General features: G+C 43.9%; 19 protein-coding genes. 8 read left to right on the top strand and 11 right to left on the bottom strand.

From position 1 onward, the window contains the following. Nucleotides 1-143: 143 nt before the first annotated feature. The 6 genes from L0G63_RS09475 to ccoN all read right to left on the bottom strand — a co-directional run bounded on the left by L0G63_RS09475 (nucleotide 144) and on the right by ccoN (nucleotide 6,204). Nucleotides 144-725, bottom strand: coding sequence for a FixH family protein (locus tag L0G63_RS09475; protein ID WP_301450423.1), 582 nt, complete (start codon nucleotides 723-725; stop codon nucleotides 144-146). A 193-nt stretch (nucleotides 726-918) separates the two neighbouring features. Next, nucleotides 919-2,331 (bottom strand): cytochrome c oxidase accessory protein CcoG, encoded by a 1,413-nt coding sequence (gene ccoG, locus L0G63_RS09470; RefSeq protein WP_301450422.1) that lies wholly within the window; start codon nucleotides 2,329-2,331, stop codon nucleotides 919-921. 419 nt (nucleotides 2,332-2,750) lie between these two features. After that, nucleotides 2,751-3,896, bottom strand: a complete 1,146-nt coding sequence (ccoP, locus tag L0G63_RS09465) for a cytochrome-c oxidase, cbb3-type subunit III (protein ID WP_301450425.1) — start codon at nucleotides 3,894-3,896, stop codon at nucleotides 2,751-2,753. Continuing rightward, complete coding sequence (locus L0G63_RS09460; protein WP_058024764.1) at nucleotides 3,896-4,075, bottom strand: CcoQ/FixQ family Cbb3-type cytochrome c oxidase assembly chaperone; 180 nt, start codon at nucleotides 4,073-4,075, stop codon at nucleotides 3,896-3,898. Before L0G63_RS09460 ends, ccoP begins: the two co-directional genes overlap by 1 nt. Next, nucleotides 4,075-4,713: a cytochrome-c oxidase, cbb3-type subunit II gene (ccoO, locus tag L0G63_RS09455; RefSeq protein ID WP_301450421.1), complete on the bottom strand. Its 639-nt coding sequence runs from the start codon at nucleotides 4,711-4,713 to the stop codon at nucleotides 4,075-4,077. Before ccoO ends, L0G63_RS09460 begins: the two co-directional genes overlap by 1 nt. Nucleotides 4,714-4,722: 9 nt before the next feature. Beyond that, nucleotides 4,723-6,204, bottom strand: coding sequence for a cytochrome-c oxidase, cbb3-type subunit I (gene ccoN, locus L0G63_RS09450; RefSeq protein WP_075106615.1), 1,482 nt, complete (start codon nucleotides 6,202-6,204; stop codon nucleotides 4,723-4,725). Nucleotides 6,205-7,048: 844 nt separating this feature from the next. Between ccoN and L0G63_RS09445 the strand changes: the two genes are divergently transcribed. Further along, a complete protein-coding gene (locus tag L0G63_RS09445) occupies nucleotides 7,049-7,438 on the top strand; it encodes an SCP-2 sterol transfer family protein (RefSeq protein ID WP_301450420.1) in 390 nt (129 codons plus the stop codon). 132 nt (nucleotides 7,439-7,570) lie between these two features. Here the strand turns inward: L0G63_RS09445 and L0G63_RS09440 are convergent, their stop codons facing one another. Then, on the bottom strand, nucleotides 7,571-8,545 hold the full coding sequence (locus tag L0G63_RS09440; protein WP_301450419.1) for a hypothetical protein: 975 nt from the start codon (nucleotides 8,543-8,545) through the stop codon (nucleotides 7,571-7,573). Between the two features lie 442 nt (nucleotides 8,546-8,987). On the opposite strand from L0G63_RS09440, the gene L0G63_RS09435 reads away from it, so the two are divergent. The 3 genes from L0G63_RS09435 to L0G63_RS09425 all read left to right on the top strand — a co-directional run bounded on the left by L0G63_RS09435 (nucleotide 8,988) and on the right by L0G63_RS09425 (nucleotide 11,422). After that, complete coding sequence (locus L0G63_RS09435) at nucleotides 8,988-10,223, top strand: lipoprotein-releasing ABC transporter permease subunit (protein WP_301450418.1); 1,236 nt, start codon at nucleotides 8,988-8,990, stop codon at nucleotides 10,221-10,223. A gap of 44 nt (nucleotides 10,224-10,267) precedes the next feature. Next, nucleotides 10,268-10,948, top strand: coding sequence for a lipoprotein-releasing ABC transporter ATP-binding protein LolD (lolD, locus tag L0G63_RS09430; RefSeq protein WP_301450417.1), 681 nt, complete (start codon nucleotides 10,268-10,270; stop codon nucleotides 10,946-10,948). Nucleotides 10,949-11,113: 165 nt separating this feature from the next. Further along, nucleotides 11,114-11,422, top strand: a complete 309-nt coding sequence (locus tag L0G63_RS09425; RefSeq protein ID WP_301450416.1) for a hypothetical protein — start codon at nucleotides 11,114-11,116, stop codon at nucleotides 11,420-11,422. Nucleotides 11,423-11,474: 52 nt separating this feature from the next. Here L0G63_RS09425 and L0G63_RS09420 read toward each other — a convergent pair whose 3' ends face one another. After that, complete coding sequence (locus L0G63_RS09420) at nucleotides 11,475-12,050, bottom strand: DUF2062 domain-containing protein (protein ID WP_301450415.1); 576 nt, start codon at nucleotides 12,048-12,050, stop codon at nucleotides 11,475-11,477. A gap of 243 nt (nucleotides 12,051-12,293) precedes the next feature. Here L0G63_RS09420 and L0G63_RS09415 point away from each other — a divergent pair, with 243 nt between their 5' ends. From L0G63_RS09415 to L0G63_RS09400, 4 genes are all read left to right on the top strand, one after another. Continuing rightward, nucleotides 12,294-15,254: a ComEC/Rec2 family competence protein gene (locus L0G63_RS09415; RefSeq protein ID WP_301450414.1), complete on the top strand. Its 2,961-nt coding sequence runs from the start codon at nucleotides 12,294-12,296 to the stop codon at nucleotides 15,252-15,254. A gap of 259 nt (nucleotides 15,255-15,513) precedes the next feature. Beyond that, nucleotides 15,514-16,506 carry a signal peptide peptidase SppA gene (gene sppA / locus L0G63_RS09410; protein WP_301450424.1) on the top strand — a complete coding sequence of 331 codons (993 nt, stop codon included), beginning with the start codon at nucleotides 15,514-15,516 and terminating at the stop codon, nucleotides 16,504-16,506. A 172-nt stretch (nucleotides 16,507-16,678) separates the two neighbouring features. Next, nucleotides 16,679-17,569: an alpha/beta fold hydrolase gene (locus tag L0G63_RS09405; protein ID WP_301450413.1), complete on the top strand. Its 891-nt coding sequence runs from the start codon at nucleotides 16,679-16,681 to the stop codon at nucleotides 17,567-17,569. Nucleotides 17,570-17,638: 69 nt separating this feature from the next. Next, nucleotides 17,639-18,424 (top strand): CPBP family intramembrane glutamic endopeptidase, encoded by a 786-nt coding sequence (locus tag L0G63_RS09400; RefSeq protein ID WP_301450412.1) that lies wholly within the window; start codon nucleotides 17,639-17,641, stop codon nucleotides 18,422-18,424. 63 nt (nucleotides 18,425-18,487) lie between these two features. Here L0G63_RS09400 and dusA read toward each other — a convergent pair whose 3' ends face one another. The 3 genes from dusA to L0G63_RS09385 form a co-directional block, all read right to left on the bottom strand. Continuing rightward, entirely contained in the window at nucleotides 18,488-19,459 is a 972-nt protein-coding gene (gene dusA, locus L0G63_RS09395; protein WP_301450411.1) for a tRNA dihydrouridine(20/20a) synthase DusA, read from the bottom strand. 109 nt (nucleotides 19,460-19,568) lie between these two features. Continuing rightward, nucleotides 19,569-20,873, bottom strand: coding sequence for an MFS transporter (locus tag L0G63_RS09390; protein WP_301450410.1), 1,305 nt, complete (start codon nucleotides 20,871-20,873; stop codon nucleotides 19,569-19,571). Nucleotides 20,874-21,095: 222 nt separating this feature from the next. After that, entirely contained in the window at nucleotides 21,096-22,739 is a 1,644-nt protein-coding gene (locus L0G63_RS09385; RefSeq protein ID WP_301450409.1) for a phospholipase D family protein, read from the bottom strand. Nucleotides 22,740-22,968 lie beyond the last annotated feature (229 nt).

Below are 22,968 nucleotides of genomic sequence, written 5' to 3'. Positions count from 1 at the left end.
TGGAACAATTTTAGCGATCAGCAGTGCCTATTTGCGAATGTTCAACACGCCCTAGTATCTCCGCAATGAGAAGTTATTGATTCATTCAAAAAAAACCAGCCTCTGTGATAGATGGCTGGTTTTTTTTGAGTCTTAATAAATTTCTAACTTTCGGAAAATACCGGCAGTGGGTTAAAACTGACCTCTGAGCGGGGGAGTTTGGCCACATCTTGCATACGCCAATCGTCTTTACCGTCATTACTCACTTGCAGGTAATATTTGGCTTTGACAGGGTCGAGATCTACCTGTGCGCTGTATTTATTGCCCTCAACATGCTTTAGCACGACGTCACGGTCTTTTTTGATATCGGTGGCATGCGAGATTGAAAGATCAAGCGTATCGGGATAAGTAAGTGGCTGGCCGTTCAATAGCTTGCCTGACTGCACACTTTGCTCAGGATAATTGAGATAAAACACAACATCGCCATTATCCGCAAATTGCATTTTGCCATGCAAGTCCAAATCATAAGCAAGCTTGTCACGTGATACGTCGTGATAGAGCGTTTTGCCATCCATATACCAGTCGTCACGTACCACGCTGTCGCGGATCTGGTAAGAGTAGTAGACAAACCAGATACAAGCGATCACGACCGCAGCTGGCATGCCAATCACAAAGATCATAACCATGTAATTCTTGTACCATGGCTGAGTATCTTGATGTTTAAAATTCGGTGCTGGATTAGACATAAAATACCTATTCATCAGATACTTATTTATCAAAGATCTGCTTATCAGATATCGACAAATGGTATCAACGGACAATTTGACGGCTACCTGCTGTCAGTTTAATCATAAATCATTCACCCGATAGCCTTTGACTCTCAAAGTCGCTGGCTACCGAATGACATAAAGGAAACTAAATAATCAACTCAGTGATGAATTACTGACCTTGAGTCGTAAAAATGTTCTGCTTACTCACTTGGTACTTACCGTCTTCACTGGTCACATTTAACGTCACTGGCGTTTGACCAAATTCAATCACATCAGGGTCACCATAAATACTGACAGGCATATCGAAGCTTTCGCCTGCTTCTAAGGGTACATCGTTGAAGCGCAGCTCTAAACTCAGACCCTCTTGCGGTGCGAGCGTTATTTTATAATTGTGAGGCTCTTGGGTTTTGTTGGTTAGCTTGACGATATAGCTGTTCTCAATCATGCCTTGGGTATTGATAGATGATAACTGGTTACGATCACGGCGGATATCAATCTCTAGCGGCACGCGGTCTGTCAACGCATAGATAACCCCGCCACATAGTACAGCTAATAAAGCCAAATAAGCAAATAGTCGCGGACGCAGCACACGGCTCGGTTCTTTTTCGACCAGCTGACGCTCGGTTGTATAACGAATCAGCCCGCGTGGATAGCCAACTTTGTCCATAATCTCATTACAAGCATCAATACAGGCGGCGCACTGGATACAGCCGACTTGCAAGCCATCACGAATATCGATACCAGTGGGGCAGACCTGCACACACATGGTACATTCGATACAGTCACCCAGCTCTTCAGGGTGTGTGCCTTTTTTACGCGCGCCGCGCGGCTCACCACGCTCATAGTCGTACGATACGATCAGCGTATCTTTATCAAACATCACACTTTGGAAGCGGCCATAAGGACAAATCTGTACACACATCTGCTCACGCATATAACCTGCATTGGCATAAGTGGCAAAGGTAAAGATAAACATCGATATCCATACCCATGTTGGCCAGTCAGGAAAAGGAATCAGTCCCACGGTCTGCCAGCTATGATAAAGCGAATCTGTACCTGCCACATAACTGACAAAGGTTGCTGCTGTAATCACAGAAAGTACAAACCAAATCGCATAGACTACCGTTCGCTTGAACACTTTACTCGCGCTCATAGGCGATTTATCAAACTTCATGCGCTTATTGCGATCACCAATGACCCATTTTTCAACGTACTGGTAGAGATGCGTCCAGATGGTTTGTGGACAAGCATAACCACACCAAACGCGGCCAGCATATACAGTCACCATAAACAAAGTAAACGCTGCAATAATGGCAAACGCGGCAATAAAATAAAAATCTTGAGTCAAAAAAGTCAAACCAAAAATATAGTAATGCTGTGAGGGAACATCAAACCATATTGCTTGTCTGCCATTATAGCGCAGCCACGGCAAAATTAAAAAAGCGGCCAAAAGGGCATACATCGTGATGACACGAATATTTTGATAAAACCCTGTCACAAACCTTGGATGTACCCGATGCTTGGTGGCATCAAGATCGACCTGCTGTACGGGGATTTTATTAGATTGTTGTTGTGCTGACATAAACGTGCCTCTTTAAAAAAAGAATCAGTCTGCTGGCATGATGAACAAACACCTCTCGTATTGAGGTATATGAGTGTACGATGTTATCAATGTCAGTAAATAATGGATAGTGACTTGAATAAAAGTCCTCTAGTACACTTACTAAATAATTGATTATAAGTGGGTTATTAGATCGAGCTAAGACATCATCAGTCTGGCTCGTTAGCCATTTTGAAAACAGCTATTCTAACATTCTCCCTACTAACAATGGGGTAATAATCGTAAAAAGCAAGCACTATAGATCATAATAATGTCTACTGAGAAGTATCTGTGATAGCGACTATTAGGTAAATTCTGCAAAAATAAACGAAAAAAGGAGAACTGTACTAACAGTCCTCCCTTTATTAAATCTCATCCATGTACAGTACGGCAATAGTGTCTTAGTTAGCAGTAGCTTCTTTGGTCGCTACTGGCTGAGTCGCTGCAGTATTTGCCATCGCAGTTTCAGGTGCTTTGCCAGTTTTGTCCGATAGTGAGTAGACGTAAGCGGCAAGTAGCATGATACGCTCATTACCTAGCTTCGTTTCCCACTGAGGCATTACACCTGCGCGGCCATAACGTAGCGTTTCACGAATGGTCTCGCGATCACCACCATATAACCAGATATTATCCGTCAAATTCGGTGCGCCAGCTGAAATCATACCTTTACCATCTGGTCCATGACAAAGAACGCAGTTGGTCGGCTCATGAAAAATAACTTTACCTTGAGCAACTTTCGTTTGATCAAGATCATAGTCATTTTGGTTGCCTGATAGTGATAAGACATATTCAGCGACTGCACGTATGCCGTCTTCACCAAGCTGATCACGCCATGCTGCCATACCACCAACACGACCATTGTGTAACGTGGTCAAGATGTTACCGGCTTTACCACCATACAACCAATCATTGTCAGTCAGATTAGGATAGCCTGGGGCACCCTTAGCATTCGAGCCATGACATACTGCACAGTTCTGTAAGAACAAACGGCTACCAACTTTTAAAGCATTTGGATTTTCAGACAGTTTTTCGACATAAGGCGCAAGTTCTGTGACCTTCTCATCGATTTGTGCCTGTAGATCCGCTGGTGGATTGTCACTGCGACGCATGGTCGCTTGTAGCTCGTTTAGCGTCGCTAGTGTCGCGGTTGCGCCTGCTGCATCTGCTTTAACCAAAATATTCTTTTCAAAGTTATCTGTAAATACTTTGTTGTTGCTCTCAAGCTCACTGAACAGCTCGTTTTTAGAAGTCCATGGTACATCTTCACCATCGACTTTTACGGTTGCAAGACCGTTCCAGCTTGCCGGGAACATTGCTGGGAAAAATACCCAGTAAGCAACGCCCCAGACGATTGAGCCAAAAAATATCACCAACCACCATTTAGGAAGTGGTTTGTCGTATTCTCGGATGCCATCGTATTCATGACCAGTGGTACCGTCTTCTTCAACCTCTGGCTTGTATTTTAATACAAACAGCAGAACGCCAAGAATGAACGCCCAACAACCAAAACTGATTAGCGTAATCCAAGAACTCCAAAAAAATGTCATCATTTATCCTTATTGCGCTGCTCTTCAGACAGAGATCTAATGTCCTCGTCATCAAGCGCAAGTTGTGCATCTTCTTCGAAGCGTTTTTTGTTTTTTGGCGAATACGCCCACCATGCAACGCCTACGAAGGCAATAAAGGCAGAAACGGTCGCAATTGTTTGTAATTCACCAATACCCATTAGCGCTGTCCTTCCATTGCGGTACCTAACTGCTGTAGATAGGCAACCAAAGCATCAAGCTCAGTGGCGCCAAGTACGGCATCTGGAGCACCTTCGATATCTTCTTCAGTATAAGGCACACCGAAGCGATCACGGAATAGACGCATTTTAGCTTGAATGTTCTCACCATCGACTTCGTTCTCGGCCAACCACGGGAAACCTGGCATGACTGACTCAGGCACTAGCGAACGTGGATTGATTAGATGCTGCTTTTGCCAATCTTCAGAATAACGGCCACCAACACGTGCTAAGTCTGGTCCAGTACGTTTCGATCCCCATAAAAACGGGTGATCCCACGTAGACTCAGCGGCACGTGAGTATGGTCCATAACGTTCAACTTCTGCACGTAGTGGGCGAACCATTTGCGTATGACAAACGTGACATCCTTCACGGATATAAATATCACGACCTTCAAATTCAAGCGCAGTCCAAGGCTCCATAGCGGGAAGGGGCTTGTTCAAACCGCCTTCTTCAGGACTGTCGTTGTTATAAATCAAAGGCACGATTTCAACTAGCGTTGCAAAACTGATAGCAATAACGATAGCAATGACTAACAAGCCTGTATTTTTTTCAATAATTTCATGCGGTGTACCAGCCATGATCGCTCCTTATACGTTAGCTGTCGAAGGTTTTTCGACACTAGGTTCATGATCCGTTGGATCAGCGACATCTACAGGCTTACCTTCTGGCATCTTGAGTGTTTTATAGCAGTTATAAGCCATAACAAACATACCCGATACATATAAGAAGCCACCAAAAGCTCGGCCGATATATGGGAAATGCGAGAATTCAACAGTATCAACGAAGCTATATACCAAAGTACCGTCTGGATTAGTAGCAAGCCACATCATGCCTTGGCCGATACCTGAGATCCACATAGACACGATATAGAAAATCGTCCCTGCAGTCGCCAGCCAAAAATGCGTGGTGATTAAGCTGATAGAGTACATTTTGGGTTTGTTATAGACACGTGGTAAAAGCACATATAGCGAACCAATCGTAATCATACCAACCCAGCCAAGTGCGCCTGAGTGTACGTGACCAACTGTCCAGTCAGTGTTATGCGATAAAGCATTTACTGTCTTGATTGACATCATTGGGCCTTCGAACGTCGACATCGCGTAGAACGACAACGCCACAATCATAAAGCGAATGATCGGATCGGTACGTAGCTTATCCCAGCTGCCTGATAGCGTGAGTACACCGTTAATCATACCACCCCAAGAGGGTGCAAATAGAATGATGGAGAATACCATTGCCAATGACTGCGTCCAATCAGGAAGCGCTGAATAATGTAAATGGTGACCACCAGCCCACATATATGAAGCAATCAATGCCCAAAAGTGAACGATAGACAAGCGATAAGAGTAGATAGGACGACCAATCTGTACTGGAACGAAGTAATACATCATGCCAAGGAAAGCTGCCGTTAAGTAAAAACCTACCGCGTTATGCCCGTACCACCACTGTACCATGGCATCAGTTGCACCGCCAAATAGCGAGTAAGATTTGAACGCACTAACAGGGATAGCCATGCTGTTTACGATGTGTAGTAGTGCAATCGTAATAATGAAGGCGGCAAAGAACCAGTTAGCCACATAAATATGTGAGGTTTTGCGTTTGATGAGTGTACCAAAAAATACGATGGCATAAGAGATCCATACCAAAGCAATTAAGATATCAATAGGCCACTCAAGCTCAGCGTACTCTTTGGTTGACGTCAAACCTAGTGGAAGGGTAATAACGGCAGAAACAATCACTGCTTGCCAACCCCAAAAGGTAAACCAAGCCAAATATGGCGCAAATAAGCGCGTCTTGCAGGTACGCTGAACGATATAGTAAGACGTTGCGAACAAGGCACAGCCACCGAACGCAAAAATCACCGCATTGGTGTGCAGTGGTCTTAAATGACTAAAGGTCAGCCATGGAATGTCAAAGTTTAGTGATGGCCATGCTAACTGTGAAGCAATGAACACACCAAGACTCATGCCGACGATGCCCCAAACGACAGCCATGATCGTAAAAAATCTTACGATAGTAATTTCATACTCACGGTCAACTGGGGCGACTGCTGTGTTTTGTAAACTCATTGGTTGATTCCTTTACAGCCCGAATTATCAACAGAATTAACCAACAGTCCGCGCTATATGTATCATAAAGTCATGATAGCGGCGGTACATAATGCTCTTTGTCCTGCTTATCCTCATAATCTTATTAACTATCAATTTAGGCTTTGATTTTATGTCAGTTGATACTGATGGATAAAATGAGGCGCTTCGTGCACCTTGTTTACAGCCAATCGATAGTAGGATTGTTAATACATCATCAAGATAAATAAAAAGACGCGCCGTTTTTGAGCATCAAACATCTTATGAGGCTAAATATGTATCTTAATTATTACGAAAAAATCTGTACTAATGAAGATAGATACCCATATCTATAGGGCTATAAAAACGCACTGACCATAGATGTATGCTAGCGGCGGCTGACAAAAAACATGTTTATGTAATGTTTGGTTAAAACTCCCGACTCTGTTTAAGGGTATTGTAACGCAATCCTAATTAAATATCATCAGAACTATGCGGCAAAATACAAACTCTTTGGTATAAATGTTAGCGAGCAACTTATTATTATTGCGCTACTTGCTTATTTTATACACAATTTTGTCACTATTCTAGATGCCTATTCATCTCAACCTAAGACAAACGATATTGCTTATAAGCAAATACGGCTCAAAGAATTTTGTAACATTTGCATTATTAGTGATACAAATAGGTTTTACTTATCATTGAGTCGCCCCTTATAATGAGCGTGAATATCATTAATGGCTGAGTCTTACGGCTCATTAAAAATGAGTATTTTAATAATTTGATAGTTTGGCTGATGCGTCGGTTAGTAGCATTGACCAAACAAAATACCATCAAGGATAAAAGTATGGCAGTTTTTTTGACAGATGAATGGTTTGAGCAAGTGGAGAAAATGGGCAGTGAGGCGGGTGAGTTAAACTTGCCACCAGCACTTGCTAATATGATTGTTAACCTAAAAGTGTCTGATACCGAAAAAGACATCGAGGCCAATTTTGCCAATGGCCTACTGCACCGCGGTCTAAATGAATCAGCGACAACGACCTTGCTGTTGGATCGTGATATTTTACAATCTATCATCACCGATTTTAATACCAATGAAATCATGGGGGCGTTTATGGCAGGCAAGATTCGTGTCGAAGGCGATATGTCACAGCTGATGGCTGTGCAGACCGCGCGTCCAAGTGCTGAGCAAAAAGAGCTATACACTCGTATCAAGTCTATGACGACTATGGCTTAATCGTTTTTATCGAAGATTTGTAGATCATAAGCAATAGTAAGTTGTAAAAAAGCCCCTAATTCATATTAGGGGCTTTTTTGATATACAGTACTAGGATGAATACAGGATATAGTGAGCTTTCACCTCATAAAGTTAGCTGACCTTTGAGTGCGGAGCGGTATCTTGCTGATTTTCTTTATATATCGCAGCTTGTAGCCAGACATTAGCCTGCACATAGTCATGTACTTTGATGCTATTGGTTTCAGCAGTGTTGAGCGCGCCAATGCGTACCACAAAAGGATCTGCGTCCTGCTCACGTAGCGTCACCACGTCAAACAAAATAATAGGTTTGCCATTAAAGACGGTTTCTTGTTTGCCAAGCACTTGACCTTGACACCAAGCCTCATCTTCTTGCCCTAAAGTATCGCCAAATAAATAAGCACACATGTGTCCTAAGTTGATTTCGACCGGTGCCATTTGTTCTTTGGTTTCAGGTTTCCATTCACTGATTTGCGCTTGCAGATCGTCTGGAATTTTTCCGTCATTAGCCGCGACGATATCGTTAAACGCACGATGATAGCGGATAGCTTCTTGGTCTTCTACCATGATGACTTCGTTTTGCTCACTGAGCTTAATCTCGTGCGCCCATGCGCTAAAGTTAACGAAATAAGACGTATCGCGCTGATACAAATGACGATTGGTCGTATAGAGCTGATCAAAAGCATAAATAATGCTGCCATCGGCGGTACGCAAGCGTAGCACTGCATCATGAGAGTTGTCATTGGCGATGACGCGCTCGATTTTACAGTCAAGCCCATAAGGACTATCAACACAAGGATAAGCATTGATGAATCGCTCAGGCTTACCGTCTTTCATTGCGAGTACTTGATTGATATGGCATGGCTTGTCTTCTGATAACAACAAACAGCTGTCTTTTGCACTAACGTTGTTGTTCAGGCCTTTAGGCATTGCCGCCACTTCGATCATTTTTTGTAGCCACTCTGGCACATCATTGCTCATATCATCGGTCAGAATACGCCAATGATCGCCATGACCTGCAGACTGCTCATCGGTCAGTGTGATCTTGGTGGGCGTTTGAATGTTTTTATATTGATAATTTATGGTCATGAAAATACTCAAAATTAAGTCAGCGTGAGGTTTGTATCTAATACTGTGTTTGCTTGTGTACCATCCAACATTTTAAATGATTGGTTTATGATGGTCAGCAGCCTAGCCAGTAAAAGATCAGAAACCTCAATGAGGGGTTAATGACAATTGTCTTTAGCATATAATATATAGGTATTGGCATAGCCAATAGCAAGGCCTCTATAAAAAATATTAACAAAACCCAGTTTTTTGGTAAAAAATACTCTCAGTTGTTGCTAATGACTGGCACATATCCGCTAGTTTGTGTCAAACTAGTTCCCTTTTGACAGCTGTTATTGGCTCGTCTGACCTCCTGTTTTGTGTTTGATTTATATGTGAGTAGTAGCAGCTGTATGATGCATTTACTACTGCTCGTGATGCAACCTATATAAAGTCGCACGTAGATAAGATAAAGAGTTTGAATATGTTTCGTCCTTTAGCGTTATTTATCGGCTTACGATATACCCGAGCAGAGCGTAGTAATGGCTTTATCTCCTTTATATCCCTGATTTCAATGATTGGTCTGACGCTTGGGGTTGCCGTATTGATTACGGTGCTATCAGTCATGAATGGTTTTGATCGTGAACTCAAAACCCGAATTTTGGGTATGGTGCCGCAGGCGACCGTGGTTTCGACAGAGATTATTGGTGATTGGGAGCAGCTGGCTGATAAGATTAAAGAAGATCCAGAAGTGGCGGCTGTGGCTCCCTTTATCCAATTGCAAGGGATGCTGACATCAAACGGTCAAGTCGCAGGGATTATGGTCACTGGTGTCGAGCCTGAATACGAAAAAAACGTCTCTATCATTAATGATCATATGGTCGAAGGCAGTATCGATACCTTGCAAAGCGGTGACTTTAGCATTGTACTGGGTGAGGAGATGGTGCAGTCTTTGGGCTTGCAGATAGGGGACAAAGTAACTTTGGTGCTACCAGAAGCCTCGCCATCACCCGCCGGTGTAATACCGCGGTTTAAGCGCTTTACCTTGACGGGTATCTTTACGATCAGCCCAGAGGTGGATAGTCTGATGGCCTTTATTCCAATGGGAGATGCCGCCAAGCTGCTGCGTCTACAAGAGGGCGCGCAGGGCGTGCGCATGAAGCTCAATGATATCTTTACCGCGCCGATTGCCGCAGAAAAAGCCGCTGCTATTTCTCCTCAGCAGTTGTTCCCCAATGATTGGACGCAGACGCATGGCAATCTGTTTGGTGCGATCCAAATGGAGAAAGCCATGGTTGGCCTGCTATTGTTTTTGATCATCTTAGTCGCCGCTTTTAATATTGTGTCAAGCCTTGTGATGCTGGTGACTGATAAAAAAGCAGACATTGCGATTCTAAAAACATTTGGCGCGTCTCCTCGTCTGATTACTCAGGTATTTATGGTGCAAGGGGTGGTTATCGGGGTAATTGGTACGGTTGCTGGTACGATATTGGGAGTGATATTTGCTCTTACTGTCAGTGATATCTTGGGATTTATCAATCAAGCCTTTAACCTAAATCTGTTTGATGCCTATTTTGTGAATTACCTACCATCACAGCTACGTTTACTCGATGTGGTACTCATCACAAGTGCCTCGTTTATTTTGAGCTTTTTGGCAACGATTTACCCAGCACGCCGAGCTGCTAAGATTCAACCCGCTCAAACACTACGTTACGAGTAATATAAACGTATGAATATTAAGATAAATAAAATAAAGGAAGCGCTATGTCTGCCATTTTAAAGGCGACCAACATCAATAAAATATATGATGAAGGGGCGGTTAGTACACAAGTATTGACGGGCCTTGACTTGACGGTGCATGCTGGTGAGCGCATCGCGATCGTAGGTACCAGTGGCTCAGGAAAAAGCACTTTACTGCACTTGCTTGGCGGTCTCGATACGCCAACGAGCGGTGAAGTATGGCTGCATGGCCAGCTACTAAACAGCATGAATGAAACTGAACGCGGCGCCATGCGCAATAAGCACTTGGGATTTATTTATCAGTTTCACCATTTATTAGCAGAATTTACGGCAATTGAGAACGTTGCGATGCCATTGCTGATGCGTCCAGAAGTATCAACGACTCAGGCACGCGAGCAAGCGGTAGAGATTTTGGAAAACGTTGGCCTTGGGCATCGACTGGCACATAGGCCCGGCGAGCTATCAGGTGGTGAGCGTCAGCGTGTGGCAATCGCACGTGCGCTAGTGACTAAGCCGTCACTGATTCTAGCAGATGAGCCCACTGGTAATTTGGACTATGACAACGCACAAAGCGTCTTTGGGCTACTATCAGAGCTACAAAGTACCATGCAAACGGCACTGCTCATGGTGACCCATGATCGGAATTTGGCAGCACTTGCTGATCGTCAGTTATTGCTACGTAACGGTCATTGGGAGCAGTATTAACACCTTGTTTATTGAGGCATTTAGCAGGCCGTAGGCGTGATTGATTGGCGCTTATAAAGGGTGTTTAGATGAGATGTATTGTTGTATGATCGAGTGAGTATTTCGTAGTAAAAGATATGGAGACGACTATCAATAAGTCTTGATATCGATTTTATAGGAACCTATATGATGAATGCAGATGATAATCCGATCGCCGCTTTTGGCAGTGCCGAAGAAGGCGATGAGCCTTTAAAGCCCTACATTGACCCAAGTGTATTTGACACTCTCGATAAAAAAGAGCAAATGGATCTAATCGCGCCAGTGTTTGACGCCATTACTTTGGCTGGGGTTGATTTCGATCTAAAAGTTCAAGATAGCGCAACAGGTAAGCGATACACGCTATGTAAAAACGAAGAGGTCGTCGACATTGTTTCTATGGACAAAAATTTTAAAGACAAGCTCATAGAGGCAATAGAAAAAAACAGCGAAGAGTAAGCTCTCTGATGCATAAGCCGATACTGATACCGTGTCATTAAGACAAACGGTATCAATATTTAGACGATTTATCAGCAGGTTTATGTTGACGTTTTTGCCAACTTGTGACGGTCTTGTAGCGCCAAATTGCTTTGAAGGCAAGACCACAAATAAGGCTGGTCACCACCGCCAAAATCGTCAATCCTATACAAAATGCAGCAAGTGATACAGCCCCTTTATAGGTAATGAAAGGATTGGCGCCATCTGATAATGCCCATAAGCTAAAATCAGCAATCATTCTACCGATAAATCGTAGGCTAATCATTGGGGTATCGAGAATTTTTGCACCAATATAATACCCAGTATAAAAGATCGGCAAACTGGTGACTGGGTTGGTAATCCATGTCAAGCCAAGCGCCATAGGCACATTGGCTCGAAAAATCAGTGAGCCAATCAAAGCCAGCAACATCTGCCCTGGCAGGGGGAAAAAAGCACTGAGCACACCAATATATACCGCTTTATTTAGGCTGTGGCGATTGAAATGCCATAACCGCGGATCTGCCAAATGCGGGGCGAACAGTTTTAGGGAGCGACTTTCTAAGATTTTTTCCGGCGTGGGAAGCAGGTCTTTTAGGCGTTTTTGGGGCACAGTATTGCCTTTAATCGTTAACGACAGTCCGCTCAATTGTATTGATGGGCTGGTATAAAGTAATATTATGGATAAAAAGTATCGATAAGAATACATAGGATAATGATGCCAGATAGTCATCATCTTAATATGTCTTGTCAGTATAGGGTAATATAAATATAAATGCTATTGCATCACACATATGATGCCTCAGTCGCTTTATAAGTCGCGTCATAATATTTTTTCATAGAGCAAGGAGTGCTGGTGTATTGGTTAGTTGGTAGCCTAATAATAACTGCGATGATGGGCGTCTTAGCAGCAGCAGACACTCTGGCGATACCGACCAGCATGTTTTTATCAGATATGGTTAGTGTGTCCAGTTTGGCTTTGTGGCTCATTGGACTTGCCATTATTTTGCTGATTGTTGTTCAATTTACTACGCCGTTCACCACTGTTCTATATAGCGATAAAGCCTTCTCTCCTACATCCATTCATCATACTAAATTTTCTGGTTTTCTTCGCTATGTTTTATCTGGTCTATTAGCCACTGCATTGGTAGTCGGCAGCGCCCTCCAAGCTTTAGTTGCTTATCAGGAAGCTGAAAGTACAAGAATCACCAGTCCTGCACGTGTACAAGCGCTCGTTCGTATTGAAGGGATAAGTGATAGTGTCTATGATGCCAGCACAGCCAGTGGCTATAGACAAGTCGCAGTGATCACGCATCTAACACCATTAGTCGCTGAGTGGAAACCCCAAGATTTGGCAGATAGTACAAGGAATTATTTAGAGGAAGAAAGTAATAGCCTAAGTAAAAACTATAATGACAGTTACGACAAAAATCTCAATAATCATATCGAATACCGAGTATTGCTCAATGCTTATCCAAAAAGCACATCAAATGATGACTCGTTCTCAAATTTAAATGGTTTACAGCCGGGTGATGAGCTATTTATGAGCTTGGCACTTGCACCGTTGACCACCTCTGAGCAGGTATTGAATAGCCCTTCCGGTTTTGACAGCTATCGTTGGTTGCGGGGGCGGCACATTGATGGTGTGGCAAATATATTGGCTGTCAGCTCATCTACCATTAGCCGCGATAGCATCAGAAATCATGAGGCTTTAAAGCATACCTCGACTTCTGAATCGTACCTTAGTCGCCTCCGTACTCGTATTGATATAGGACGTTGGCAACTAAGGGATCATTTTTATACAGATTGGTCAACACAAACCACAGCAGAGCAACAGGCAAAAGCAGTTACTTTGAGCTTGCTGACTGGTGATCGAAGTTTGATTAATCGAGACACCAAGGATTTGTATCAACTGGCGGGTATCTCGCATTTGCTTGCAATATCAGGGACGCATGTGTTGTTTTTGGCCATTGTGCTAGGTGGAATTGCTGTCCTAATATCTAATCGATTTTGCGCTGCAGTGTATCGTTATATGCCACGTTGGCAGGTGCGTTGGTGGGTAATGATTGGCGCCGCCTTTATCTATGCGCTATTCACAGGTTTTGATGTGCCTGCTGCACGTACTGCGTGGATGTTACTGGCAATTGGGCTTGTGAGATTGACATTGCTACCGATTGGTACCATGCGTGTGTTGTTAGCACTGGCCGTACTCATGGCATGGCGAGACCCTTACGTACTATGGCAGGCAGGGTATTGGTTGTCCTTCATCGCAGTGGCGCTGTTGCTCAAATACGAAGATACCTCGTATCAGCATACTACAGAGGCTTTGAGATCATCGTACGACGAGCATAGGAGTAAGGGCGATAGAGTGCTCTATCATGCTCTACGAGCTGGACGTCGTATATTCAAGCTACAGTTTTGGTTGTTTCTGACGTTATTGCCCATAACGTTGCTCTTATTTGGTAAAGCATCATTGTGGGGATTGATTGTCAATTTATTTGCGATTGGGCTGTTTGGGTGGGTGATTGTACCGCTTAACCTACTAGCAGGGCTTTGTTATTTACTTCTCCCTACGGTAGCTGATGGCATTTGGTCGTTGGTAAGTGCCATCATCGGCAATCTACATGAGTTGATTGGTTGGCTGACATCCTTACCAGCACTATCAGAGGCATGGTTGTATACGCCAGTTAATATGGCCATATTGCTAATGGTCTTGCTGGCTATATCACCTTGGTTATTACCTCGCGGCTTACTCAGTCGCTGGTTGGCGCTGTCGCCACTGACGCTGTTAATGATGACAGTATATGCCAATCAACAAACACTCATCGGCATACCGACGCTATATATCTTACCGACGGGTGATCCCTATATCAGTGCGGCATTGCTGCAGTACCCTATGGCAGATGCTAAGAGTCATACTGCTAATAAAAAGTCGTCATTTTCTACAGGAGATATGAGCTGGCTATTTTTGGCTGAACATAGACCATCTGCCACACGAACTATGTCAAGCAATCTCACAGCGGATAAACTATCTGCGTCTTTAGAGCAGCAACTGGGCAGCTTGTCAGTCGATAAGCTAGAAGGCATCATCGTGCAGAGTAGTAGCACTGGACTGTCAGACACGCTCACGCCTGCCAATCGATCTACTACTGCTAATGACAGAGTATCTGAATTATTACCAAGTACAGTCATTTATTTGAATGATCATTTACCTGTCAGTCAATATTGGCAAGCAGGACGTTTTGAGCGTTGGCCTGTATTTCAGCAAGCGTATAAGACGAAAAATAACCTTGATGGTCGATCTCATGTCAGTGCCCAAGGCTGCGAGCAAGGCAAAACATGGCACCTAGCTACTGACGATTTATTCATACAGGCCATGACAGGCTGGCGCGAGATAGGAGATGCGAGTGTTTGGGACTGCACGATTGCGATTGATAGCAGCGTACCTATACAGGTACTCAGATATAACGCCGCTGATCCGCTAAAGTCATTACCTTTAAGCACTCAAACGAAAATAGCAGATAACCAGTTGGATACGGATCACAAAAACTCGTCTCTATCACGACTTATTTTGGACACCGATACGCATCCACGTGTTTGGCAAATGTGGTCATTATTATGTTCAGCTGATTTAAATAACGACAGTATGAGGTTTAAAAACATCACATGGCTTGGTCATAGTGCGTCACAGCTGACGACTGACATCATAAGTCGTCAAAGCATCAATGAAATCATCACCTACGATGACAAGCCTTTGGAGGCGTCTTTATCGCTGAATCTATTAGACGACATCGATACAAAAGCGACGAACCCTTAAAAAGATCGCTTATACTTTCAGTGTTACAATATAGTGATATTTCACAGTTATACTATTGAACGATGGTCGAAATACCACCATACTTACCAGCTTATTCATACCGATGAGTGATGTGACGATAAGATATTTATCTTTTGCGGTCATTATCAGTATCATCTCGTTATTGTTTTAGATTGTTTCTGACTTAGGAAGTTATATGCCCAACTGGCCACCAGACCCTAACAAACGTCCTGATAATTCGGCAAATCAGCCAACGCCCATGCAGCAGCCAAACGCACCAAGCGGACAAGAGTGGAAGGTGTTGGAAAATACCCTATTGGCCAGTGTGGTCGAGCAGCGCCGCGCTCGTCGCTGGAGTATTTTCTTTAAACTGTTGACCTTTGGTTATATCTTATTGATATTTTTGACCATAGGCCGCGGGTGTAGTAGCTCGCCAACGGGTATGGACGCGGTTGATACAAGTGCGCCGCATCTGGCCGTGGTAGAGTTGCAAGGTGTGATCAGTAATGATGACGTGGCCAATGCTTATGATGTCAATGAGGCGCTAAGAGATGCTTTTGAAAACAATAACTCTAAAGCGGTGGCGTTAGACATCAACTCACCCGGTGGCTCACCAGTACAATCTGATGAAATTTGGCAGACCATGATGGAGCTGCGTAAAGAATACCCAGACAAAAAGCTGTATGCCGTTATCGGGGATATTGGCGCTTCAGGTGCTTATTATATCGCCTCTGCTGCTGATGAGATCTATGTCAACCCATCGAGCTTGGTCGGCTCTATTGGTGTCATTATGCCAAGCTACAATGTCAAAGGCTTAATGGACAAAGTCGGCGTAGAAGATCGTACTATCACAGCGGGTGAATACAAAGACATCTTGAGCTTGTCGCGTCCATTGACTGATTATGAAGAAAAGCACGTTGAAGGTGTGCTTGCCAATACGCACAAGCATTTCATCAATGCTGTCAAAGAAGGCCGCGGTAATCGCCTGAAAAACCCTGAGCAAAACAAGCTGTTTTCAGGATTATTTTGGACAGGTGAGCAGTCTATTGAGCTTGGTTTGGCCGACAAAACAGGCAGTATCACAAGTCTTAGTAAGCAATTGGATCTTGATACGATCATCAGCTATAGCCCAACTGATCCGTTCCAAATGTTTATGGATCGCTTTGCGGTACAATTGGGCGCAGGTATTGGCTCTAGCATGAGTCTTGATGGCTTCTTGCCACAAGAAGAGGGTAATGCAAAAATGCGCTAGGCATTTTATGTTTTAGATATACTGTGTATGATTGTTGGGGCTGGGCATATGATTGTGCCCAGCCCCAACTGCATGCGGTACTCAAAAAGCGCCCAAGACGATAGCGCTATGAGTATCGTATCCAGTGACTTAAAAATAAGATATAAAATAAATGATCCAACGAGAACCGGTTATGAGCACTGAAATCGATATGCACACTTTCGCTGCGTTACCTGCGTCTAAAACAACTAAAAAGCCTGTATTACATTTTGCCCATGCCAATGGCATGCCAAGCGCAGTCTACGATCCGTTTTTTGCAGGCTTATCAGAGTTTTTTACGATTGAATATATTCCTATGCTGGGTGATACTCCCAATTATCCCGTGGACAATCATTGGCGCAGTCTCACGCAGCAGGTGATCGATAGTGTAAAGAATGCCTGTGAGAAGCATGGGGTCACTCAGGTCATAGGTGTGGGGCACTCACTTGGCGCCATGTGTACCTTGCAAGCAGCGTACCGTGAGCCTAAGCTGTTTGCTCAAGCCGTGCTTATGGATCCGCCTTGGATTTATGGCAAAGTCAGTCTGTTATGGCATTTGGCAAAGACAGTAGATAAATTGCCTCTTACGAGTAAGCGTTTGATGGATAAATTGTCACCAGCGGGTATCTCTAAGCATCGCCGTGATGTGTGGGAAAGCCGAGCAGAAGCGTATGAAAAAATGCGACATAAAGCGTTTTTCAAAAACTTTGATGAGCGCAGCTTCCAAGGCTATATCGATCATGGCTTGCATGAGCGCGCGGATGGTAAAGTGACACTGGCCATTCCTAAGGCCAGTGAGGTTGAAGTGTTTCGTACCAATCCGTCTTGGTATTGGCTGACCCCAAATCATGGCCCTAAAGTGCCTATTACTTTGATTATCGGTCAAGACAGTATCTTCTTAAAACGCCGCTTCCCTCAGCAGATAAAGTCACGTTTGGGTATTCCTTATGAGACTCATGAAGGGGGGCATATGTTCCCACTTGAGCATCCAGAGTCTGTCGCAACACAAGTGCTTGGATTGATTCAGCAGCAGCTATCCAAATAAAAACGATCTACTGTTGTAGGGGGCTTGTACCAGACACAAGCGAACAGCGTATTTTTAAGTGACATCTATATGATAAACCATGTGACTCCGTTATCTCGTACTGACCTATCTACCCGTAAGCCGTTATTTTCACGCTTGGGCGCATTTGTATTAACCATAGGGATGGTATTTGCGTTTTTTATGAGTCAACTGGTCGGCATATATATCGCTGGCAAGCTGGTATTGCCTGATACTAAAAACGTCTCTATGGGCGATATCTTCTTTTTTGGTAGTAATGATGGCACCGTTGTCAGCTTGTCGATACTCATTGGCTGTATGCTATTGCTAGCAACTAGTGTGCTTATCATTCGATTGAGGGGCGGGGAGTTACGCTCGTATCTAGCGCTAAAGCCGTTTTCACTGGCGGTGGGAATAGGAATGCTTGGTCTGCTAGTCATATTTATGATTATCAGTCAGGCACTGACTTATATGCTGGACATGACGCCGCTGGTATTTGTCGACCCTCTATATCACTCTGTCAGTTCGGTATGGCTACTGGTTTTTGCGATGGTAGTGGTGGCACCACTTTATGAAGAAGTGATCTTTCGCGGTATCTTATGGTCTGCTATCGCCGAGCAATTTACGGCAGTTTCATATCCAGCGCATCGAGGAACGATCGCGGCGAGCATCGTGACAAGTTTGATATTCGCCATCATTCATGTGCAGTATGGTATCTACGAGATCAGCACCATTGTGATATTGGCGCTGATATTTTGTTACGCTCGTATCAAATCAGGCTCGTTATTACTGCCAATCGTATTACATATGATCAATAATGGCGCGGCGATGTGGCAGTATCTTGCGCAAGCGGCGTAGACAAAATGCTAGCCACGACAATGGCCAGCATGTAAATTCTATCAAGCCAATTATATCAACTAGCTATGCGTCAGGATTTAACAGTAATACCTCGTCTGCCGCTCGTTTAACCTCGTCAAGCGTCAGTTGAGGCTTGCCGCTTAATGCTTGTCGCCATTTGCGTGCGCCCATCAGGCCTTGAAACAATCCCAGATAATGTCGCGTCATCGTTGGTAGTGCTTCGCCTTTTTCAATTTGTTCTTGTAGGTAAGGGTAGAGCTGCGCCAGTATCTCTGAGCGCTTGGGTATAGGCTCACCCCACAAGCTATTCGCTTCTGCTAGTAAGTAAGGGTTGTGATAAAACGCTCGTCCAATTATGACGCCATCGACATATTGCAAGTGGGTTTTGATGTCATCTATGGTACCGATACCGCCATTGATCTCGATATCAAGCTCAGGGAAGTCTTGTTTGAGACGATAGACATCATCGTAGCGTAACGGTGGTATCTCGCGGTTTTGCTTAGGACTCAGCCCTTGTAGCCATGCAGTACGTGCATGAACGATAAAACGCGTACAACCAGCCGCCGCAACGGTCTGCACAAAATCCACCATAAACTCGTAACTGTCAAAATCATCGATACCGATACGATGCTTTACTGTCACCGGAATATCAACCGCCGCTTGCATGTGCTTGACCAAGTCTGCAACCGTTTTTGGCTCTGCCATTAGACAGGCGCCTATCTTGTTGTGTTGCACACGATCAGAAGGGCAACCAACATTGATATTGACTTCATCATAGCCGTATTGCTGAGCAAATTCGGCGCATTGTGTCATCTCACTGATATCTGCTCCGCCAAGCTGCAATACCAGTGGATGCTCAAGTGTGTCAAAGCGTAGGTGCCGTGCGCGGTTACCGTGTATCAATGCACCGGTGCTAATCATTTCGGTATACAGGTACGTGTGCGGGTTAAATAGTCGCGCAAAGTAACGATAGTCTGTCGTTGTCCAATCAATCATTGGCGCAACAGAGAGGCGTTTGTTGGTCATATCAACCATGGTTATCAAGCCTTAATATCTGTGTCTTAAACAAATGGATAAGGTGCAATGAGATATCTCATTGCACCTTAGTTTTAAACATCGTTCGAATTAGTGACTGATCTATTATTTATAAAATAACATGATCAATCTTTTTGAATTCAGGCAAATTATAGAAATAAAGCCCCATAATAATACCGATAGAGCCCACAAAGGCAATATATAGCGCTGGCGAGAAGCTGATGAGTGTCGTGGCGTAACCAAGACCAAAGGGTATCAGCACACCCACGATACCGTAGGTAATATTATAACAAAAAGAAATGCCGGTGAGACGTACATTGGTCGGAAATAGCTGCACTAAAATGGCAGGGACCATGCCCACGATACCGGCACAGAACCCTAGCAGTGCATACATGATTAAGATATAGTCGCCACCCGCCTGCAGATGATAAAAGAACGCCAGTGTTTGAGCGATAAGTAAAACAGAACCAATGACCAAAATTTTACCAAAGTTTTCATGGGTCGAGATCATGCCATAAAAGACACAGCCAAGAATCATAAATACGATGCCCAAGCTATGAGAAAAGCTAAACAAATCACTGTCTAAAGTAAAGTTGATTTCTATTAGTTCTGGCAGTAGTAGGACAATGACATAGGTGATACTAGATATCACTATAGTCAGTACCATACTGACAAAGATAGAGTGTTTGCAGCGCTTGAATAATACCGTAAATGGTCTACCTAGATTCTTACCAGTTTTTGGCTTATCTAACGCCAAGAAAAACGGAGTCTCTTTAACCAATCGCCATACCAACAATGGCAGACAGGTTAGTAAGGCGCCAACAAAAAACGGCAAACGCCAGCCATAATCAGTCAGCTGTACGGTGGTCATAAAGTCAGTCAGCCACAGAAAAAACGCATTAGAGAACAGTACACCTACCAAAAAGCTAGCCGTAACGTAGCTACAAGCCACTGACAAATACTGCCGAGGGACATGCTCCGCCACAAATACCCAAGATAGCGGTACGTAAAGACCAAATGCCATACCTTGTATGATTCTCAGCAATATGAATAACGCAGGTGCAAGCGCACCCCACTGCGCATAAGTAGGTAGACACGCCATTGCGAGCAAGCTACCTGCCGTAACGATTATGCTCAGGAAAAAGGTCGGCTTTCGACCTTTGAGATCACCATAACGCCCGAACAGAATACCACCAAATGGCCGAGCCAAGTAACCAATGACAAACAGCCCCATTCCTTGCAGCTTAGCAACCGTAGGATCGTTATTAGCGGGAAAAATAGCAGCTGAGACAATGTCTGCAATGTACAAATAAATCAAGAAATCAAAAAAGACGATCGCGCTGATAAAGCTTACGAATATGACTGTATTTTTGTCTTTTTTAGACATCAGGGCGTATTGAGAACGAGTCGGCATAATAGATCACGCATCCACGGAGTAAAGTGGTCATTAAGACGATCATCGTTTAGATAATCGGCCATGATAAAAACCGGCAAATCAAAGTATATAAACAATGATTCGCCGGAACAGTAGTTTTGTGTATTGTAATAAGAACTTTGATTACAAGATTTGGCTTTTAACAAAAGCAAAACTGCACATCCTGCAATTTTAGGGACTATTTAGAAAAGAGTTTACATATTACAGTAGCCAGTCAATGGGTAACCAAGACATAATAGTAAGCCAGATATGATCACTCATATCGACCCGTGGCTCTGAGTCATAAACAACTTCTTTGCCATCCTCCATGGTATGCCATTCTAAGCGACCATTGTCCAACAACTTCACTTCATAAGCTTGATTTAACAAATCATTACTCAATGCACCATGAAGCTGTCTTGCCAGCTCATCATCGTTGATGATGACGCCCATCTCGGTATTGATATTGGCAGAACGGGGGTCAACGTTGTATGAGCCGATAAATACTTGATGATCGTCTACCGCAAAGGTTTTTGCATGTAGGCTGGTTGATGACTGACTACGGGCACGCCACAGCTTATTGTCGCGTTTTTCTTCAGCTGCCGTTGATTTTAGCTCGTATATTTTGACACCAGACCGCAGCAGGCTAGGACGCCATTGACTATAACCAGAATGAACAGCGGTCACGTCGGTCGCATCAAATGAGTTGGTTAATATTTTGATATCAACGCCAGATTCGGCGAGCTTCACCAAAGTATCGACCCCATCTTTGGTCGGTACAAAATAAGAGGAGATGATGGTCAGTTTTTTGGTTGGGCTACCGAGTAACGTACGCAGTTGATGCACTAAGTTGGTCTCAGGTGAGACGCTTTTGGACAGCTTGCCAACATCATCACTCAAAAACTGCATGTCTGTCCAACGAAACGGCACACGCTTGTTGATCAAGTCAGCGTCTATCGTCGAGTCTTGAATGGCAGCTTTATAAACCGTCAAGCTACTGCCTTCGTTATTTTCCTCATCTATACCCAGCTTGTCTAATGCCTTCAAAAAATCAGGCGTGACGTCATCGTCGAACTTGGCTAAAGTTTCGATGTCAAACGACAGCGGCGATGACCAGTAACTGGCAAAGCTATTGTCGATGTCTGCGACGACCTTGCCAATCAACAAAACATCTAAGTCGGCAAACTGACTGCTTTGATCGTTACTCAGGTACTCATTACCGATATTACGTCCGCCGATAATGGTAATCTGTTTATCAAACGTCATGCTTTTATTGTGCATACGGCGATTGATACGCGGCAAACCTGTGACGTAGTTCAATGTTGAAAACTTACGGTGCATTAATGGGTTGATGATACGCACCGCGATATTAGGGTGGCTCGCAAAACGTAATAGGTGCTGATCAAACTTGGCGCTATTATTAAAATCATCTAATAACAAGCACACAATGACGCCGCGCTCAGCCGCTTCCCACAGGTCTTTCAGCAGAAGCTGACCAGCTTGGTCATTATGCCAAATATAATACTGCGCATCGATATTGCGCGTGGCCATATCTGTCAAAATGCTGCGAGCGGCGAACGCATTGGCGCCAGTCACGATCGGGTGATAGCCTGACAGATCAGGATGAATTTCATTCTGCGCACTAACAGCGGCCACTAGATCAGTATTGTTGGTTGTAGTCGCTGTATTTTGCTCAATCTTTGGGCTGTCTTCTTGTTGGTATAAAGCATTGACTCGCGCTGATAGCGCTTGGCTCTCAGGTAGATGTGGCTGTTTGGGTAGGCTCTGGCAAGCGCTCAGACCTAAAGTCAGCCCAAGTGTCAGACTCAACGATAAGCTGCTTGGTTCTATACTGAACATCGACATAACGAATTTACCTTGATGAGCCTAAATATACTGATAAATAAAATGCATGGATAAGTAATTTGCTGAAATTGTTCATCTATTTTTAAGGATGATAGCATTGATTAGACGGTCTATAGAAATATCGAGAAGACAAAATATAAATCGTCGCTAAGCTTAGCAGCTGTTAGCATATCTGCCTAGGGTGTGTATAGAATTCAAATCAGGGGCAACCAGATAAAGACACAAGCGA

The organism is Psychrobacter sp. (assembly GCF_030454045.1).
GTDB lineage: Bacteria > Pseudomonadota > Gammaproteobacteria > Pseudomonadales > Moraxellaceae > Psychrobacter.
The sequence above is the reverse complement of the archived record's forward strand: the minus strand, read 5'-3'. Positions and strand labels throughout refer to the sequence as shown.

Bases quoted from the DNA above. Each gene is read 5' to 3' on its own strand.
- lolD (WP_301450417.1), top strand. From the start codon at position 10,268: ATGTCTGCCATTTTAAAGGCGACCAACATCAATAAAATATATGATGAA.
- L0G63_RS09440 (WP_301450419.1), bottom strand. From the start codon at position 8,545: ATGACCATAAATTATCAATATAAAAACATTCAAACGCCCACCAAGATC.
- L0G63_RS09400 (WP_301450412.1), top strand. From the start codon at position 17,639: ATGATAAACCATGTGACTCCGTTATCTCGTACTGACCTATCTACCCGT.
- ccoO (WP_301450421.1), bottom strand. From the start codon at position 4,713: ATGGCTGGTACACCGCATGAAATTATTGAAAAAAATACAGGCTTGTTA.
- L0G63_RS09405 (WP_301450413.1), top strand. From the start codon at position 16,679: ATGAGCACTGAAATCGATATGCACACTTTCGCTGCGTTACCTGCGTCT.
- L0G63_RS09445 (WP_301450420.1), top strand. From the start codon at position 7,049: ATGGCAGTTTTTTTGACAGATGAATGGTTTGAGCAAGTGGAGAAAATG.
- ccoN (WP_075106615.1), bottom strand. From the start codon at position 6,204: ATGAGTTTACAAAACACAGCAGTCGCCCCAGTTGACCGTGAGTATGAA.
- L0G63_RS09425 (WP_301450416.1), top strand. From the start codon at position 11,114: ATGATGAATGCAGATGATAATCCGATCGCCGCTTTTGGCAGTGCCGAA.
- dusA (WP_301450411.1), bottom strand. From the start codon at position 19,459: ATGGTTGATATGACCAACAAACGCCTCTCTGTTGCGCCAATGATTGAT.
- ccoP (WP_301450425.1), bottom strand. From the start codon at position 3,896: ATGACATTTTTTTGGAGTTCTTGGATTACGCTAATCAGTTTTGGTTGT.
- L0G63_RS09460 (WP_058024764.1), bottom strand. From the start codon at position 4,075: ATGGGTATTGGTGAATTACAAACAATTGCGACCGTTTCTGCCTTTATT.
- L0G63_RS09475 (WP_301450423.1), bottom strand. From the start codon at position 725: ATGTCTAATCCAGCACCGAATTTTAAACATCAAGATACTCAGCCATGG.
- ccoG (WP_301450422.1), bottom strand. From the start codon at position 2,331: ATGTCAGCACAACAACAATCTAATAAAATCCCCGTACAGCAGGTCGAT.
- L0G63_RS09385 (WP_301450409.1), bottom strand. From the start codon at position 22,739: ATGTCGATGTTCAGTATAGAACCAAGCAGCTTATCGTTGAGTCTGACA.
- sppA (WP_301450424.1), top strand. From the start codon at position 15,514: ATGCAGCAGCCAAACGCACCAAGCGGACAAGAGTGGAAGGTGTTGGAA.
- L0G63_RS09435 (WP_301450418.1), top strand. From the start codon at position 8,988: ATGTTTCGTCCTTTAGCGTTATTTATCGGCTTACGATATACCCGAGCA.
- L0G63_RS09390 (WP_301450410.1), bottom strand. From the start codon at position 20,873: ATGCCGACTCGTTCTCAATACGCCCTGATGTCTAAAAAAGACAAAAAT.